The following is a 16,141-nucleotide window of genomic DNA, read 5'->3' as shown; positions in this document are numbered from 1 at the left end:
TGTGACGGCACGGTTGGCGGCGGGTTAATGCGGTCGCTCAGGATGTCGCGGCCGCGCCCGTGGTTGGTGATCTTCAGATCTGCTCGAACGGCACCTGGATCGTGCTCTTCGTCTCCATCCAGTCCGGTACCGGCAGGTTCTTGCTACGCATGAAGTCCGGGTTGAACAGCTTGGACTGATAGCGGCTGCCGTAGTCGCACAGGATGGTCACGATGGTGTGGCCGGGACCGAGATCGCGTGCGAGGCGGATCGCGCCGGCGACGTTGATGCCGCTGGAGCCGCCGAGGCACAGGCCCTCGTGCTCGAGCAGATCGTAGATCAGCGGCACCGCTTCATCGTCGGGGATCTGGTAAGCGTCGTCGATCTGCGCGCCGTCCAGATTGGCGGTGACGCGGCCCTGGCCGATGCCTTCGGTGATCGAGGAGCCTTCCGCCTTCAGCGCGCCGTTCTTGTAGTAATTGTACAGCGCCGAGCCCATCGGGTCGGCGAGCACGGCGCGGACCTTCGGACTAAACTGCTTCAGGCCGATCGAGACGCCGGCCAGCGTGCCGCCGGAGCCGACCGCGGCGACGAAGCCGTCGACCTTGCCTTCGGTCTGATTCCAGATCTCCGGCGCGGTGGTCTCGATGTGGGCTTGGCGGTTGGCGACGTTGTCGAACTGATTGGCCCAGATCGCGCCGTTCGGTTCGGTCTCGGCGAGTTGCGCGGCGAGCCGGCCGGACAGCTTCACGTAGTTGTTGGGATTGGCGTAGGGCACCGCCGGAACTTCGATCAGCTCGGCGCCGCACAGCCGCAGCATGTCCTTCTTTTCCTGGCTCTGGGTGTTCGGGATCACGATCACGGTGCGGAAGCCGAGCGCGTTGGCGACCAGCGCCAGCCCGATGCCGGTGTTGCCGGCGGTGCCTTCGACGACGACGCCGCCCGGACGCAGCGCACCGCGCTTCACCGCGTCCTGGATGATGAACAGCGCGGCGCGATCCTTCACCGACTGGCCCGGATTCATGAACTCGGCCTTGCCGAGAATAGTGCAGCCGGTCTGTTCCGACGCGCGCTTCAGTTTGATCAGGGGCGTGTTGCCGATGGCGTCGACGACGTCGTTCTTGATGTTCATGCTGTCCGGCTGGTGACGTTGCGGGCCCTCAAGTTAGGAGACCGGACGGCGCGAGACAAGGCATCGATGCCGCTGCATTGAGCAACTGCGACGGCGAAGCTGTCGCTGCATCAGCCTGTTTTGGCGAATACCACCTGGCGGACGTCGATGTTGCCGGACAGGAAGCCCGCCTCGCAATACGACAGGTAGTATTCCCACAGCCGGCGAAAGCGCTCGTCGAAGCCCTGCGCGGTCAGGTTCGGCCAGGCGGCGCGGAAATTGTCTCTCCAGGTCGCGAGCGTCTTGGCATAATCTTCTCCAAACACCCGCTCGCGCACCACCGGCACGCCGAACGTCTCGCCGAGCGACTTGAGCACGCCGGGCGAGGGCAGCATCCCGCCGGGGAAGACGTAGCGCTGGATGAAATCGACCTCGCGGCGGTAGGCTTGGAAGAAGCGGTCCTGGATGGTGATGGCCTGGATGCCGACCAGCCCGCCCGGCATCAGCCGATCGCGCAACTGTGAGAAGTATTTCGGCCAGAATTCCTCGCCGACCGCTTCGATCATCTCGATTGAGGCGATCCGGTCGTAGCGACCGCGTTCGTCGCGGTAGTCCTGCAGCTTGATTTCGACCTTGTCGGCGAGCCCGGCCTCGAACATCCGCCGCTGGGCGAAGTCGCGCTGTTCCCGGCTGATGGTCAGGCCGACGATGCGGACGTCGAAGGTCTTGGCGGCATATTCGGCAAAGCCGCCCCAGCCGCAGCCGATCTCCAGCACCGACTGGCCCGGCTTCAGGTCGATCGCTTCAGCCAGCCGCTGATATTTGTTGATCTGCGCCGCGGTCAGATCGTCGGTGTGGTCTTCGAACAGCGCCGACGAATAGGTCATGCTCGGATCGAGCCAGGCCGAGTAGAACGCGTTGCCGATGTCGTAATGGGCGTAGATGTTCTTCTTCGCCTGCCGCTTGGTGTTGCGGTTGAACCAATGCCGCACCATCTGCACGAACCGCATCAGCGGATTGTCGCCGAGCATCGCCTGGATCATCTCGTGGTTGACGCAGAACAGGTACAGGAACTGCGTGAGATCGGGCGTGTCCCAGTCGCGATTGAGATAGGCCTCGGCGATGCCGATGTCGCCGCCATTGATCAGGCGCGTGGCGAACGCGTAGCTGTGCAGCCGCATCTCCGCGGCCGGGCCGGGCTCGGCGCCGCCGAGCCGGAAGCGGCGGCCGTCGGGCAGGGTGACGTCCAGCGTTCCGCGCCGCAGCCGCGCACCAAACGCCAGCGCCATCCGCACCACGCGGGGCAGATCGGCCACCGCAGCATCGACGTTGTCGGGGGTGAGCGCTACCAACTCGGGCATTGCTGTTCCATCGCTCGCGCCCAGCGGAACCGACGGCGGCGCCGGGCACACACTTTAGGGATTATAAGCATCGGGGCCGCGGGCTGCAAAGCCCGGCGGGGGCGGCGGCGAGGCGGGACGTGGAACGAGCTTGGCGCCCTTGATCCACAGTCTCAGCGCTTCCCAATGGATCGCCGCGATCACCTTCAACGTCATCAGCGGCAGCGCGAAAAATTGCCGGAGCAGCGACGCCGTCGACAATGCGCGGCGTGTGCCGGCAAAAGTGGCAGCAAGCACCGGGCCTTCGGCGTCAGTTTCGAGAATTCGCAAGCGCACGATCTCGCCCGGCGGCACGATGCGGAAGTGATAACGCATCGCCATCTCGATGAACGGCGAGACGTAGAACAGCTTGTCCTGCTCCTGCCGCAGACCGGCGGGACCGAGTTCGCCGGCTCGCACCGGCAGCGCGTAGGGATGGATGTCGCCGAAGGTGTTGCGGACTTCGTAGATCACCAGCACCAGCGCGCCGGATGCATCGTAGCAGAAATACACCGACAACGGGTTGAAGGTGTAGCCGGCGATGCGCGGATAGGTCAGCAGCAGCACGCGGCCGCCGCTGAGATCGACGCCTTGCGCCGCGGCGCTGGCCTGAGCGTAGGCGCGCAGCGAGGAGCCGTCGCGCGGGCCGTGATCGGCCTCGTGGAAACTGTACAGCGCGCGGCGGTTGACGCCGAACAGCGGCGACATCCGGTCGGCGTCATCCAGCCGGTCCAGATCGATCAGCAGCGACATCACCCGATATTGGAAACGGTGTCCGACCGGCTTCAGACGCGCGTGCATCACCTCGCCGACATACAGCGCCGCGGCCGCTGCGGGCGGCGTGGCGCTGGTCGATGAGGTGGGAGCGGCGAGGGCGGCCATGGTCATTCGGCCGCTTCGCGGAATTCCGACGGCGGGCCGCGCCACGGCACCGGGGCGCCGAGATGTTCGGCGACCGCGAGTCCCGAACGCAGCCCGTCCTCGTGGAAGCCGTAGCCGGTCCAGGCGCCGCAGAACCAGGTGTTGCGGTGGCCCTGGAGCTCGCCGACGCGGCGCTGCGCGGCGAACGCCTTGGCGGTGTATTGCGGATGCTCGCATTCGTAGCGGCCGAAGGTCAGCTCGGGGGCGGGTTCGAACGGCGGGTTGAGGCTGACGAACAGCGGCTTGTCGGCGTCGATGCCCTGCAGCCGGTTCATCCAATAGGTGACGGCGACGTCGTTGACCGGCGAGCCTTCGCGCTGCCAGCGCAGGAAATTCCACGACGCCCAGGCGCGCTTGCGCTTCGGCATCAGCCGCGGGTCGCGGTGCAGATACACGATGTTCGGCGCGTAGCCGATGCTGCCGAGAATGTCGCGCTCGACGTCGCTGGCATCGGCGAGCATCGCCAGCGCCTGATCGCTGTGGGCGCCGATCACGACGTGATCGTATACGCCGAGACCGCCGAGGCTGTCGCGGACGATCACGCCCTTCGGCGAGCGTTCGATCGAGGTGACGGCGGCCCCGAGCCGCATGTCGTCCTTGAAGGCGCCCGTCAGCTTCTCGACATAGCGCGCGCTGCCGCCCTTCACCGTGCGCCAGATCGGGCGCTCGTAGTGCAGCAGCCGATGGTTGTTGAAGAAGGCGACGAAATTCTCGGCCGGGAAGTCGAGGATCTCCGACGCCGGCGCCGACCAGATCGCCGCGCCCATCGGCGCCAGGTAGTCGGTCAGCAGCCGCGGCGCGAATTTGCGGCTGGTGAAATAGTCGCCGAGCGACAGCCCGGCGAGGGCACCACTCTTGAAGTCTTCGACGCTCTGCTCGTTGAAGATCAGGATGTGGCGCAGCATCTTCAAATAGGACGGCGACAGCAGGTTGCGGCGCTGCGCGAACAGGCCGTCCGCGGTCTCCAGCCAGTTCGAGCCGCCGCCTTTCCATTCGAATCGTCCGGCGTCGGCACTGACCGAAAAGCTCATGCAGCTTTCGACGGTCTCGACGCCGAGATGCGCGAACATCGCGGTGAGGTCGGGATAGTTGAGCTGGTTGTAGACGATGAAGCCGATGTCGACCGGAATTTCGGTCCCGTCATAGTCGACGGTGACGGTATGGCTATGGCCGCCGGGGCGCGGCTCGCGCTCATAGACTGTGACGGGATAACGCTGCGACAGCGCCCATGCGGCGGCATTCCCCGCGATTCCCGTTCCGACGATAGCAACGCGCATTCCAAGCCCCCTCTACCCACCGGCGACCGAGCTACGGCATCGAGGGGCGAGAGTTTCAGCACGTCCGGCAGCGAAAAAATTCGAAGGGCGGGCAGGGAATCGTCCTCGGACGGCCGTATCACCAGATGAAATCTTCGTAAGCTTTGCCGCAATCCGGGAGGCCGTCAAGCTGAGGGAACACCGATGGAATCGGGAGATTCGCGATCGCGTCGGCGGCGCCGCCGCCACACTGGAAACAACTTGTAGCGAACTGTGCCCATGACGGCTCTGTCCGTTACCGAATCCGCCGGTTACAATGGCATCTGGCTTGAGACAGCATTCTTCCGTGATCGAGTTGCAAGTGGCTGGCAGAAAACATCGTGCGCCGAAACGGTCTGTGGCGCGGGGTGCGCGGCGTTACGCCGCGCCGGGAGATGGATCGCGCCCGGCATGAGCACCACACTTCGCTACCTTGGCCGCGCAGCCCGATTGGTGGTGGCCTCGGTGTTGGTCACGGCCTCGGGCGGCTGCATCCTCACCCAAGACCTGCCTGATCCGGCGCTCGACCTGCCGAATCGCTACAAGGCTGCCGCGTACACCACGGCCGAGAAGCCGCCGGCGCTGGATTGGTGGCGGGGCTTCCGTTCGGCCGAACTGACCCAGCTGATGGAAGAGGCGCAGACCGTCAATCTCGACGTCGCCGCCGCTGTCGCGCGCATCCGCCAGGCGGACGCGCAGGCGCGGATCACCGGCGCGGCGCTGCTGCCCAGCCTCAGCGGGACGGGCAACGGCTCTCAAGTCAAGACCTCCGGCTCGAACATCTCCAACACCACGATCGCCGGCCGCCGCTACAGCACCTATTCGTCGTCGCTCAGCGCGTCCTACGAAATCGATTTCTGGGGCAAGAACCACGACGCCGCGCTCGCCGCCGAGGAGACCGCCACCGCCAGCCGGTTCGACCGCGACACCGTGATGCTGACGACGATGGCGAGCGTCGCCAATGCGTACTTCCAGGTGCTGGCGGCGCAGGACCGGATTCGCACCGCCGAAAGCAACATCAAGAGCGCCAGCCGCATCCTCGACGCGATCAAGCAACGCCTCGGAGCCGGCACCGGCACCGATCTCGACGTCGCCCAGCAGGAGAGCGTGGTTGCGAATCAGCGTGCCGCGCTGCCGCCGCTGCGGCTGACGCTGGCCCAGAACGTCAACGCGCTGGCGACGCTGGTGGCGCGTCCGCCGGAGAGCGTGAAGATCGCCGGCGGTTCGCTGACCCGCCTGGCGGCGCCGCGGGTGACACCAGGGCTGCCGTCGGATCTGCTCACCCAGCGGCCCGACATCCGCCGCCAGGAGGCTCAGCTCGCCTCGGCCACCGCCAATGTCGGCAGCGCGCGGGCGCAGTTCTTCCCGACCATCCAGCTCACCGCCCAGGGCGGATACCAGAGCGCGGCGCTGGCGTCGCTGTTCACCCCGCAGGCGACGTTCTCGAACATCGCCGCGGGGCTGACCCAGCCGATCTTCGACGGCGGCCGCATCCAGGGCAATTTCGACCTGACGCGGGCGCAGCAGGAAGAACTGCTGCAGACCTATCGCAAGACCGTGGTGTCGGCGTTCGCCGACGTCGACAACGCCCTCGAATCGATCAAGCAGAACACCGACCGGCTGCGGCTGCAGCGCGTTGTGGTGGCGTCGTCGCGGCGCGCGTTCGATCTCGCCGAACAGCAGCTCCGCGCCGGCACCAGTGACATCGTCACCGTGCTGAATACGCAGCTCACGCTATTCCAGGCCGAGGACGCGCTGATCCAGACGCAGCTTGCGCGCTTCCAGGCGATCGTCAGCCTGTTTCAGGCACTCGGGGGCGGCTGGGAGCCAAAGATGGAAAGAACGGCCGATGCTCTTTAAGCCGGATGCGAAGGATACGTCCGACGCCGGAAAGGCACGGAGCGGCTGGGGTGCGCGGCTGGGACGCCGTGGCGTCTCGCTGCTGCTGGTCGTGCTGATCCTCGGCGGACTCGGCTTCGTCGCCTGGCGGGCGATGCAGACCAAGCAGGCGGAGCGGCGGATGCCGCCCGACCTCGCGGTGCCGGTTCTGGCGGCGGTGCCGAAGGTCGCGGACGTGCCGGTGTATCTCGACGGCGTCGGCTCGGTGAAGCCGCTCGCCACCGTCACGGTGCGGGCCCAGGTCGACGGCAAGCTGATCGCGGTGAATTTCACCGAAGGTCAGGACGTCAAGGCCGGCGACGTGCTGGCCGAGATCGACCCCGCAATCTATCAGGCGGCGTACGACCAAGCGGTCGCCAAGAAGGCGCAGGACGAGGCGCAGCTCGCCAACGCCCGGATCGATCTGGCGCGCTACCAGCAGCTTGCGGCCTCGAATGCCGGCTCCAAGCAACAGGCCGACACTCAGAAGGCGACCGTCGCGCAGCTCGAGGCGCAGGTGCGCTCCGATCAGGCGGCGATCGACAATACGGCGGCGACGCTGAGCTACACCAAGGTGGTGGCGCCGATCTCCGGCCGCGCCGGCCTGCGCCAGGTCGACAAGGGCAATCTGGTCAAGTCCGCCGACACCACCGGCATCGTGGTGATCACCCAGTTGCAGCCGATCGCCGTGCAGTTCAGCCTGCCGCAGCAGGAGATCGTGCGGGTCAACGCCGCGGCCGCCGAGGCTCCGCTGCCGGTCGACGTGTTCGGCAACGACGGCGTCACCGTGATCGACACCGGGGTGCTGAAGGGCATCGACAACCAGGTCGACCAGACCACCGGCACGGTCAAGCTGAAGGCGGAATTCCCCAACGCCAGAATGCAGCTCTGGCCGGGCCAGTTCGTCAACGTCCGGCTCAAGGTCGATACGCTGAAGCAGGCGATCGTGGTGCCGGTGTCGGCGGTGCAGCGCGGTCCCGCCGGCACTTTCAGCTACGTTATCGGCGACGACAACATCGTTCATGCCCGCCCGGTGAAGGTGACGCAGCAGAACGAAAGCGAGGCGGTGGTCGCCGAAGGGCTGACGCCGGCCGACCGCGTCGTCACCACCGGCTTCGCCAATCTGGCCGAAGGCGCCAAGGTGACGGTCGGCGACGCCAGCCAGACGCCAGCCGCCGATCTCGCCCCGCAGAAGCGCCGGCGCCCGCCCGGCGCGCAGAGCAGTGGCGGAGATGCGGGCGAGGGGCAGGGCAAGCGTCGCCGCGGCGAGGCCGCACAGCAGGCGCCGACGTCCGGCGCGGCGCCGGCGTCCGGAGCGCCCAAGGCGCCCTGATGCCGTTCGCTGCCGGCGGCGCGGCGGCGAAGGCCGGAGTGCGAGACGTCAGTACGCAACGCTGAGGTGAGTTTCATGGGCGTATCCGAGCCGTTCATCCGACGTCCGATCGCGACCTCGCTGCTCGGCGTGGCGCTGATGATCGGCGGTCTGCTCGGCTATCTGGCGCTGCCGGTGTCGGCGCTGCCGCAGGTCGACTTTCCGACCGTGCAGGTGACGACGCAGCTCCCCGGCGCGAGCCCGGACGTCGTTGCCTCGCTGATCACCGCGCCGCTGGAGCGACAGCTCGGCCAGATCCCGTCGCTGACGGCGATGACCTCGACCTCGTCGTTCGGCGTCAGCCAGGTTTCGCTGCAGTTCGACCTCAACCGCGACATCGACGGCGCCACTCAGGACGTCCAGGCGGCGATCAACGCCGCCGCCGGCATTCTGCCGAAGAACCTGCCGTATCCGCCGGTCTACGCCAAAGTGAACCCGGCCGATGCGCCGGTGATGACGCTGGCGCTGACGTCGACCACGGTGTCACTGCGCAACATGAGCGATCTCGCCGACACGCTGCTGGCGCAGCGGCTGGCGCAGATCTCCGGCGTCGGGCGGGTCTCGGTGCTCGGCGGCTTGAAGCCCGCGGTGCGGGTGCAGGCCGACCTCGCCCGGCTCGCCGCCTACGGCATCTCGATGGAAGACCTGCGCACCGCGATCGCCAACGCCAACGTGTCGGGGCCTAAAGGCTCGCTCGACGGCGCCCAGCAGGCCTACACCATCGCGGCGAACGACCAGATTGCTGCCGCGGATGCTTATCGGCCGATCATCGTAGCGTACCGCAACGGTTCGCCGGTGACGATCGGCGACGTCGCCCAGATCATCGACGGGCTCGAAAACGAGCGCACCGGCGCTTGGTACCAAGGAACGCCGGCGGTGATCCTCGACATCCAGCGCCAGCCCGGCGCCAACGTCATCGACGTCGTCAAGGGAATCCGTGCGGAGATTCCGCGAATCCAGCGGCTGGTGCCGGCCGGCGTCAAGCTCACCGTGGTCAGCGATCGCACCGAGACGATCCGGGCGTCGGTGCACGACGTGCAGTTCACGCTGCTGCTCAGCGTGGTGCTGGTGACGCTGGTGGTGCTGCTGTTCCTGCGCTCGATGCGGGCCACCATCATCGCCGGGGTGGCGCTGCCGCTGTCGCTGATCACCAGTTTCGGGGTGATGTATTTCGCCGGTTTCAGCCTCGACAATCTGTCGCTGATGGCGCTGACGATCGGCACCGGGTTCGTGGTCGACGACGCCATCGTGATGATCGAGAACATCGTCCGCCACATGGAGGACGGCGAGAGCCCGATGCAGGCGGCGCTGAAAGGCGCCAGCGAGATCGGCTTCACCGTGATCTCGCTGACGATGTCGCTGATCGCGGTGTTCATCCCGCTGCTGTTCATGTCCGGCTTGGTCGGCCGGATGTTCCGCGAGTTCGCGCTGACGCTGACGATCGCGGTCGTCACCTCGGCGATCGTGTCGCTGACGCTGACGCCGATGATGTGCTCTCGGCTGCTCAAACACGCCCGCGAGGAGCGGCAGGTGCCCGGGCTCGCCACCATCACCGCTTGGATCGACCGCGGCGCCGACGCGTATCACCGCAGCCTGCTGTGGGTGCTGAAACATCAGCGGGCGACGCTGGTGGTGACGTTCCTGACCATCGCGGCGACGCTGGTGCTTTATGTGATCGCGCCGAAGGGTTTTCTGCCGCTGCAGGACACCGCCTCGATCACCGCGGTGACCGAAGCCGGACCGGCGGTGTCGTTCGCCGAGATGAAGGCTCGCCAGACCGAAATCGCCAAGGCGATCGAAGCCGATCCCGACGTGGTCGGCGTGGTGTCGGTGATCGGCGCCGGCTCGGTCAATCCGACGCCGAATGTCGGCCGGCTGGTGCTGACGCTGAAACCGCGCGGCGACCGTGCCTCCGACGTCGGCGAAGTGATCGTGCGGCTGAAGCAGCGCGTCGCGGCGATCCCCGGCATGACCGTGTATTTCCAGGCCGTGCAGGACGTGCAGATCTCGACCCAGGCCAGCCGGTCGCAATATCAGTACACCCTGACCGCGACCGATGCGGCGTTGCTGTCGCAATGGACGAACCGGCTGCTCGGCGAACTGCGCCGCGATCCGCTGTTCCGCGACGTCTCGACCGAGGCGCAGGAGGGCGGCCTGCGCGCCGCGCTCGACGTCAACCGCGAACGCGCCGGACAGCTCGGCGTCAGCGTTCAGGCGATCAACGACACGCTCAACGACGCCTTCGCGCAGCGGCAGATTTCGACGATCTACGGCCAGGCCAACCAGTATCGCGTGGTGCTGGAGGCGATGCCGATCTATCAGCAGGATCCGTCGATCCTGTCCAAGCTGTACGTGCCCGGCAATGCCGGCGCGCAGGTGCCGATCTCGGCGGTGGCGGAGTTGAAGCGCACCATCGCGCCGCTGGCGATCTCACACCAGGCGCAGTTCCCGTCGGTGGCGATGAGCTTCAACCTCGCGCCCGATGCCTCGCTCGGCGAGGCGTTGAAGCGGATCGAAACCATCGAGAAGCAGATCGGGATGCCCGGCAGCATCGTCGGGGTGTTCTATGGCGACGCCGCCGAATTCTCGAAGGCGCTGGCCGGGCAGCCGTGGCTGATCCTGGCGGCGATCGTGGCGATCTACATCGTGCTCGGCGTATTGTACGAGAGCTACATCCACCCGATCACCATCCTGTCGACGCTGCCGTCGGCCGGCGTCGGTGCGATCCTGGCGTTGATGCTGTTCGGCCAGGATCTGTCGGTGATCGGGCTGATCGGCATCATCCTGCTGATGGGCATCGTCAAGAAGAACGCCATCATGATGATCGACTTCGCGCTCGACGCCGAGCGCGGGCAGGGGATGTCGTCCTACGAAGCGATCGTGCAGGCCTGCCGGCTGCGGTTCCGGCCGATCATGATGACAACGCTGGCGGCGCTGTTCGGCGCGCTGCCGCTGGCGGTCGAAAGCGGTACCGGCTCCGAGCTGCGGTTTCCGCTCGGCATCTCGATCATCGGCGGTCTGCTGCTCAGCCAGTTGCTGACGCTGTACACCACGCCGGTGATCTATCTGGCGCTCGACCGCATCAACCGGAAGCTGGAGCGGGCGCTGCCGCCGGTGCCGCCGGCGACACCGTCGCCGCCGCTGGCCGGCGCCGGAGAGGGGCTGTAATGGCCTCGATGTCCGACCCGTTCATTCGCAGGCCGGTCGGTACCACGCTGCTGGCGATCGGGTTGTTTCTGGTCGGCATGGTGGCCTATGCGGTGCTGCCGGTGGCGGCGCTGCCGAACGTCGATTTCCCGATGATCATGGTGCAGGCGTCGCGGCCGGGCGCGGCGCCGTCGGTGATGGCCTCGACCGTTGCGGCGCCGCTGGAACGGCGGCTCGGCGAAATCGCTGGGCTCGACCAGATCACCTCGACCAGTTCGCTCGGCAACACCCGAATCCAGTTGCAGTTCTCGATCGGCCGCAACGTCGACAGCGCCGCGCGCGACGTCCAAGCGGCGATCAATGCGGCCGTCAGCGACCTGCCGACCGACCTGCCGACGCTGCCCAAGTTCCGCAAGTTCAACTCCGCCGCCGCGCCGGTGTACATCCTGGCGCTGACCTCGAAGACGATGCCGGCGAGCGCGATCTACGATGTCGCCGACACCGTGCTGGCGCAGCGGATTTCCCAGGTGCCGGGGGTCGGCGACGTCACGGTTTCGGGGGCCGACCAACCGGCGGTGCGGATCGCGCTCAATCCGGTCGCGCTGTCCAACGCCGGCATCTCCACCGACGACGTCCGCACCGCGATCGTCAATGCCAATCCGGTCGGCCCGGTCGGCGCGTTCGACGGGCCGCATCTGACCGAGACGCTGTCGACCAATCCGCAGATGCGCACCGCGGCGGAATTCCGCAGTATCGTGATCAAGAGCGACGCCAACGGTACGGTGCGGTTGTCCGACGTCGCCACGGTCAGTGACGCCACGCGCAATGCCCGCACCATCGCCTGGTACAACAAGCAGCCGGCGGTGATCATCCAGATCACCAAGCAGGGCGACGCCAACGTCATCGAGACCGTCGACCGCGTCAAAGCCCTGCTGCCCGAACTGAAACAGTGGATTCCGGCGGGCGTCGAGATCTCGGTGCTGGCCGACCGCACCGGAACGATCCGCGCCAGCGTCGACGACATGCAATGGACGCTGCTGGCGACCGCGGTGCTGGTGATGGTGGTGGTGCTGCTGTTCCTGCGCCGGTTGACGCCGACCATCGCCGCCGGCGTATCGGTGCCGCTGGCGCTGGCCGGCACCTGCGCCGGGATGTGGATCAGCGGGTTCTCGATCAACAATCTGTCGCTGATGGCGCTGGCGATCGCGGTCGGCTTCGTCGTCGACGACGCGATCGTGATGATCGAGAACATGTATCGCAATCTCGAACGCGGCATGGCGCCGCTGCCGGCGGCGATCGATGGCGCCCGGCAGATCGGCTTCACGGTGCTGTCGATCAGCCTGTCGCTGGTCGCCGCGTTCGCGCCGCTGATCTTCATGGACGGCCTGATCGGCCGGCTGCTGCGCGAATTCTCGCTGACGCTGACCTTCGCCATTGCGGTGTCGACCGTGGTGTCGCTGACGCTGACGCCGATGATCTGCGCGCACTACATCCGCGCCGGGGCGGCGCCGAAGCAGACCTGGTTCGATCGCCTGGTGGAAGGCACGCTCGGCCGCATGGTCGGGTTCTACGCCTGGACGCTGCGCGCCGTGCTCGGCGTGCCGTGGCTGACGGTGGTGGTGTTCATCGCCACCATCGCGCTCACCATCACGCTGTATATCAAGGTGCCGAAGGGTTACTTCCCGATCGACGATTCCGGCTTCGTGATCGGATCGACCCGGGCCTCGGCCGACATTTCGTTCCAGTCGATGCGCAAGCTGCAGGAACAGCTCGCCGACATCGTGATGGCCGATCCGGCGGTGGCGGGCGTCGGCTCGGTGCTGGGAGGCGGCGGGCCGGGCGCCGGCGGCTCCAATCGCGGCACGATGTTCATCAACCTCAAGCCGAACGCGGAGCGGCCGGGCGTCACCACCCAGATGGTGATCGACCGGCTGCGGCGGAAGCTCAGCCAGGTCGCCGGCATCCGGCTGTTCATGTTCGCCGCGCAGGATCTGCGTGGTGGTGGACGCTCCAGCGAGTCCAACTACCAATACACGCTGAGCAGTCCCGACCTCGACCTGTTGCAGAAATGGGCGCCGATCGTCGCCAAAAGGATGCAGACCGTCGAGGGCATCACCGACGTCACCAGCGATCGCGACGACGGCGGCCTGCAGCTCACGCTGTCGATCGACCGCACCATGGCGTCGCGGCTCGGCGTCAAGGTTCAGGACATCGACAACGCGCTCAACAACGCCTTCTCGCAGCGCCAGATCGCCACGATCTACACCCAGCGCAACCAGTATCAGGTGGTGCTGGAGACCGACCCGGCATTCCAGACCGATCCGACCGATTTGAAGCGGATCTACGTCGACAGCTCCAGTGGCGAGCAGGTGCCGCTGTCCGCCGTGGTGCGCGCCGAGCGCGGGCTGGCGGCACTGGCGGTCGCCCACACCCAGGGCGTGCCCTCGACCACGGTGTCGTTCAACACGCTGCCCGACGTGCCGCTGCAGGAGGCGACCGGAAACATCCAGCGCGCAGTCGACGAACTGCACATGCCGGAGGGCATCCGCGGCTCGTTCGACGGCAATGCTGGCGATTTCCGCGCCGCGTCCAGCAAGCAGCCGCTGCTGATCCTGGCGGCGTTCATCGCGATGTACATCGTGCTCGGCGTGCTCTACGAGAGTCTGGCGCATCCGCTGACGATCATCTCGACGCTGCCCTCGGCCGGACTCGGCGCGCTGCTGGCGCTGCTGGTCACCGGGACCGAACTCTCGGTGATCGCCTTCGTCGGCATCATCATGCTGATCGGCATCGTCAAGAAGAACGGGATCATGATGGTGGACTTTGCGCTGGAGGCGGAGCGCGACCGCGGACTGTCGTCGGCGGACGCGATTTTCGAAGCCTGCATCGTGCGGTTCCGGCCGATCCTGATGACCACGCTGGCGGCGCTGTTCGCGGCGATCCCGCTGGTGGTCGCGGTCGGCCCTGGCACCGAGCTGCGCCGGCCGCTCGGTATCACCATCATCGGCGGGCTGTTCGTGTCGCAGGTGCTGACGCTGTATACCACGCCGGTGATTTATCTTCTGATCGACCGCGGACGGCAGTGGCGCTGGCGCCGCGGCGCGCGAGCCGCGGTGCCGGCGGAGTAGGGACAAGATGACGACCGAACACGAGACGCACACGGCAGAGCTGGGCGCCCCGGAGCCGGAGTGCGACCGCTGCGGCAAGCCGCTGCCGCTGTGCATTTGCGACACCGTCGAGCCGATCGCCAGCCGCATCCAGCTTCTGATCCTGCAGCACCCGCAGGAGCAGGATCGCGCACTCGGCACCGCCCGGCTGACCGCGCAGCATTTCAACAACGCCGTGGTTCGAATCGGGCTGTCGTGGCCGAGCCTGTCCAAGGCGCTCGGCCGCACCGTGCACGATCCGTCGCGCTGGGCGGTGCTGTATCTCGGCTCCGCGCGCGCCGCGGAGCTCGCGGAGGGGCGCGACATCGTCGCGGTCGACGCCAAGGGGCAGCCTGAGCCGCACCAGGACATGATCCTCGACGACATCGAGGGCGTGGTGCTGCTCGACGGCACCTGGAGCCAGGCCAAGGCGCTGTGGTGGCGCAACGCCTGGATGCTGAAATGCCAGCGGGTGATTCTCGATCCCGCTGCGCCGTCGCGCTACGGCCGGCTGCGCAAGGAGCCGCGCCGCGACGGGCTGTCGACGCTGGAAGCCGCCGCGATGCTGCTGTCGCGGCTGGAGCACCGCCCCGAGATCGAGACCGTGCTGCTGTCCGCGTTCGACCGGATGCTGGTGCGGTTCAAGCAGGTCCAGGCCGAGCGCCCCGACCTGGCGCCGAAGCCGAAGAAGCGCGACTGGCGGCGCAAGCGGCGCGGGTGAGGGCGACTCTCGCGGCGGGGAGAGGAGGATCTTCTCAGGCCTCGATCGGTTGTCCGACGCGTCGCCGACCTTAGCCGGCGCGGGGGCCCCGCGGTGAAGATCGCCACCTTCAACATCAACGACGTCAACAAGCGGCTGCCGGTTCTGCTCGGCTGGCTGCGGGCGGCGAAGCCGGACGTGGTCTGCCTGCAGGAGCTGAAAGCGGCGCAGGCCGAGTTTCCCGAGGTGGCGCTCCGCAAGGCCGGGTATTCGGCGGCCTGGGTCGGGCAGAAGAGTTGGAACGGCGTGGCCATTCTGGCGCGGGGCAGGGCCCGGATCGTGGTCACGCGGACCAGGCTGCCAGGCGATCCGAAGGACAGTCAGAGCCGATATATCGAGGCCGCCGTCGCCGGGATGATCGTCGGTTGCCTGTATGCACCGAACGGCAACCCGCAGCCGGGACCGAAGTTCGACTACAAGTTGGCTTGGTTGAAGCGACTCAACCGCCACGCCGCCACGCTGCTCGAGAGCGGCGCGCCGGTGGTGCTGGCCGGCGACTTCAACGTGGTGCCGACGCCGGACGACATCTATCCGACGCGGTCATGGGACAAGGACGCGCTGGTGCAGCCTGCGCCCCGCGCGCTCTACGCCAAGCTGCTGAAGCAGGGCTGGAGCGACGCGCTGCGCGCGCTGCATCCCGCTGGCCCGCCCTATACCTTCTGGTCGTATTGGCGAAACCGGTTCGAGCGCGACGCCGGGCTGCGGATCGATCATCTGCTGCTCGCCCCGGCGCTGGCAAACCGCCTCATCCGCGGCGGCGTCGACCGCGACGTCCGGGCCGGGCCGGGCGCGAGCGATCATGCTCCGGCCTGGATCGTGCTGCGCAAGCCTTGAACCCGACCGGGGCCGATCCGCGCTGGAGCGGGCGGCGTCTCGGTTGTTGCCTCGCCGACGGATCGCCTATAGAAGGTCGCCGTGTGGGGCCACGTGGCGGAGTGGTTACGCAACGGTCTGCAAAACCGTGTACACCAGTTCAATTCTGGTCGTGGCCTCCACTTTCAATTCCAACGCGTTAGTGCATTGTCTTGGCTCGCTGCGCGAGCCCAGCGCCGCTCGCCGCCGGCCTGTCTTTGGGCTGGGCGACAGCTTGCGCCCGGGGGCGATCCGGCCCGCGGTCGAGGCGATTTGGCCGTGACGCGCCGCTTCTCTGGAA

Annotated in this window: 10 protein-coding genes and 1 tRNA gene; 7 read left to right on the top strand and 4 right to left on the bottom strand. The window is 67.1% G+C overall.

Annotation, left to right across the window (positions count from 1 at the left end; translation table 11 throughout):
* Positions 1 to 73 precede the first annotated feature (73 nt).
* From DWA33_RS20170 to DWA33_RS20155, 4 genes are all read right to left on the bottom strand, one after another.
* Positions 74 to 1,111, bottom strand: a complete 1,038-nt coding sequence (locus DWA33_RS20170; protein WP_114360304.1) for a cysteine synthase A — start codon at positions 1,109 to 1,111, stop codon at positions 74 to 76.
* A 110-nt stretch (positions 1,112 to 1,221) separates the two neighbouring features.
* A complete protein-coding gene (locus DWA33_RS20165) occupies positions 1,222 to 2,451 on the bottom strand; it encodes an SAM-dependent methyltransferase (RefSeq protein WP_114360303.1) in 1,230 nt (409 codons plus the stop codon).
* Positions 2,452 to 2,505: 54 nt separating this feature from the next.
* Complete coding sequence (locus DWA33_RS20160; RefSeq protein WP_114360302.1) at positions 2,506 to 3,351, bottom strand: DUF1365 domain-containing protein; 846 nt, start codon at positions 3,349 to 3,351, stop codon at positions 2,506 to 2,508.
* Between the two features lie 2 nt (positions 3,352 to 3,353).
* Positions 3,354 to 4,667 carry an NAD(P)/FAD-dependent oxidoreductase gene (locus tag DWA33_RS20155; protein ID WP_114360301.1) on the bottom strand — a complete coding sequence of 438 codons (1,314 nt, stop codon included), beginning with the start codon at positions 4,665 to 4,667 and terminating at the stop codon, positions 3,354 to 3,356.
* Between the two features lie 429 nt (positions 4,668 to 5,096).
* Here DWA33_RS20155 and DWA33_RS20150 point away from each other — a divergent pair, with 429 nt between their 5' ends.
* The 7 genes from DWA33_RS20150 to DWA33_RS20120 all read left to right on the top strand — a co-directional run bounded on the left by DWA33_RS20150 (position 5,097) and on the right by DWA33_RS20120 (position 15,983).
* Positions 5,097 to 6,545 carry an efflux transporter outer membrane subunit gene (locus DWA33_RS20150; protein ID WP_114360300.1) on the top strand — a complete coding sequence of 483 codons (1,449 nt, stop codon included), beginning with the start codon at positions 5,097 to 5,099 and terminating at the stop codon, positions 6,543 to 6,545.
* Positions 6,535 to 7,896: an efflux RND transporter periplasmic adaptor subunit gene (locus tag DWA33_RS20145; protein ID WP_114360299.1), complete on the top strand. Its 1,362-nt coding sequence runs from the start codon at positions 6,535 to 6,537 to the stop codon at positions 7,894 to 7,896. The genes DWA33_RS20150 and DWA33_RS20145 overlap by 11 nt, the downstream gene beginning before the upstream one ends.
* A gap of 75 nt (positions 7,897 to 7,971) precedes the next feature.
* On the top strand, positions 7,972 to 11,103 hold the full coding sequence (locus DWA33_RS20140) for an efflux RND transporter permease subunit (RefSeq protein ID WP_114360298.1): 3,132 nt from the start codon (positions 7,972 to 7,974) through the stop codon (positions 11,101 to 11,103).
* Positions 11,103 to 14,210 (top strand): efflux RND transporter permease subunit, encoded by a 3,108-nt coding sequence (locus tag DWA33_RS20135; RefSeq protein WP_114360297.1) that lies wholly within the window; start codon positions 11,103 to 11,105, stop codon positions 14,208 to 14,210. The genes DWA33_RS20140 and DWA33_RS20135 overlap by 1 nt, the downstream gene beginning before the upstream one ends.
* A gap of 7 nt (positions 14,211 to 14,217) precedes the next feature.
* Positions 14,218 to 14,949 carry a tRNA-uridine aminocarboxypropyltransferase gene (locus DWA33_RS20130; RefSeq protein WP_114360296.1) on the top strand — a complete coding sequence of 244 codons (732 nt, stop codon included), beginning with the start codon at positions 14,218 to 14,220 and terminating at the stop codon, positions 14,947 to 14,949.
* A 93-nt stretch (positions 14,950 to 15,042) separates the two neighbouring features.
* Positions 15,043 to 15,822 (top strand): exodeoxyribonuclease III, encoded by a 780-nt coding sequence (locus DWA33_RS20125; RefSeq protein ID WP_114360295.1) that lies wholly within the window; start codon positions 15,043 to 15,045, stop codon positions 15,820 to 15,822.
* A gap of 87 nt (positions 15,823 to 15,909) precedes the next feature.
* Positions 15,910 to 15,983 (top strand) — tRNA-Cys (locus DWA33_RS20120).
* Positions 15,984 to 16,141: the final 158 nt, after the last annotated feature.

The organism is Rhodopseudomonas pentothenatexigens, from assembly GCF_900218015.1.
GTDB lineage: Bacteria > Pseudomonadota > Alphaproteobacteria > Rhizobiales > Xanthobacteraceae > Rhodopseudomonas > Rhodopseudomonas pentothenatexigens.
The sequence above is the reverse complement of the archived record's forward strand: the minus strand, read 5'-3'. Positions and strand labels throughout refer to the sequence as shown.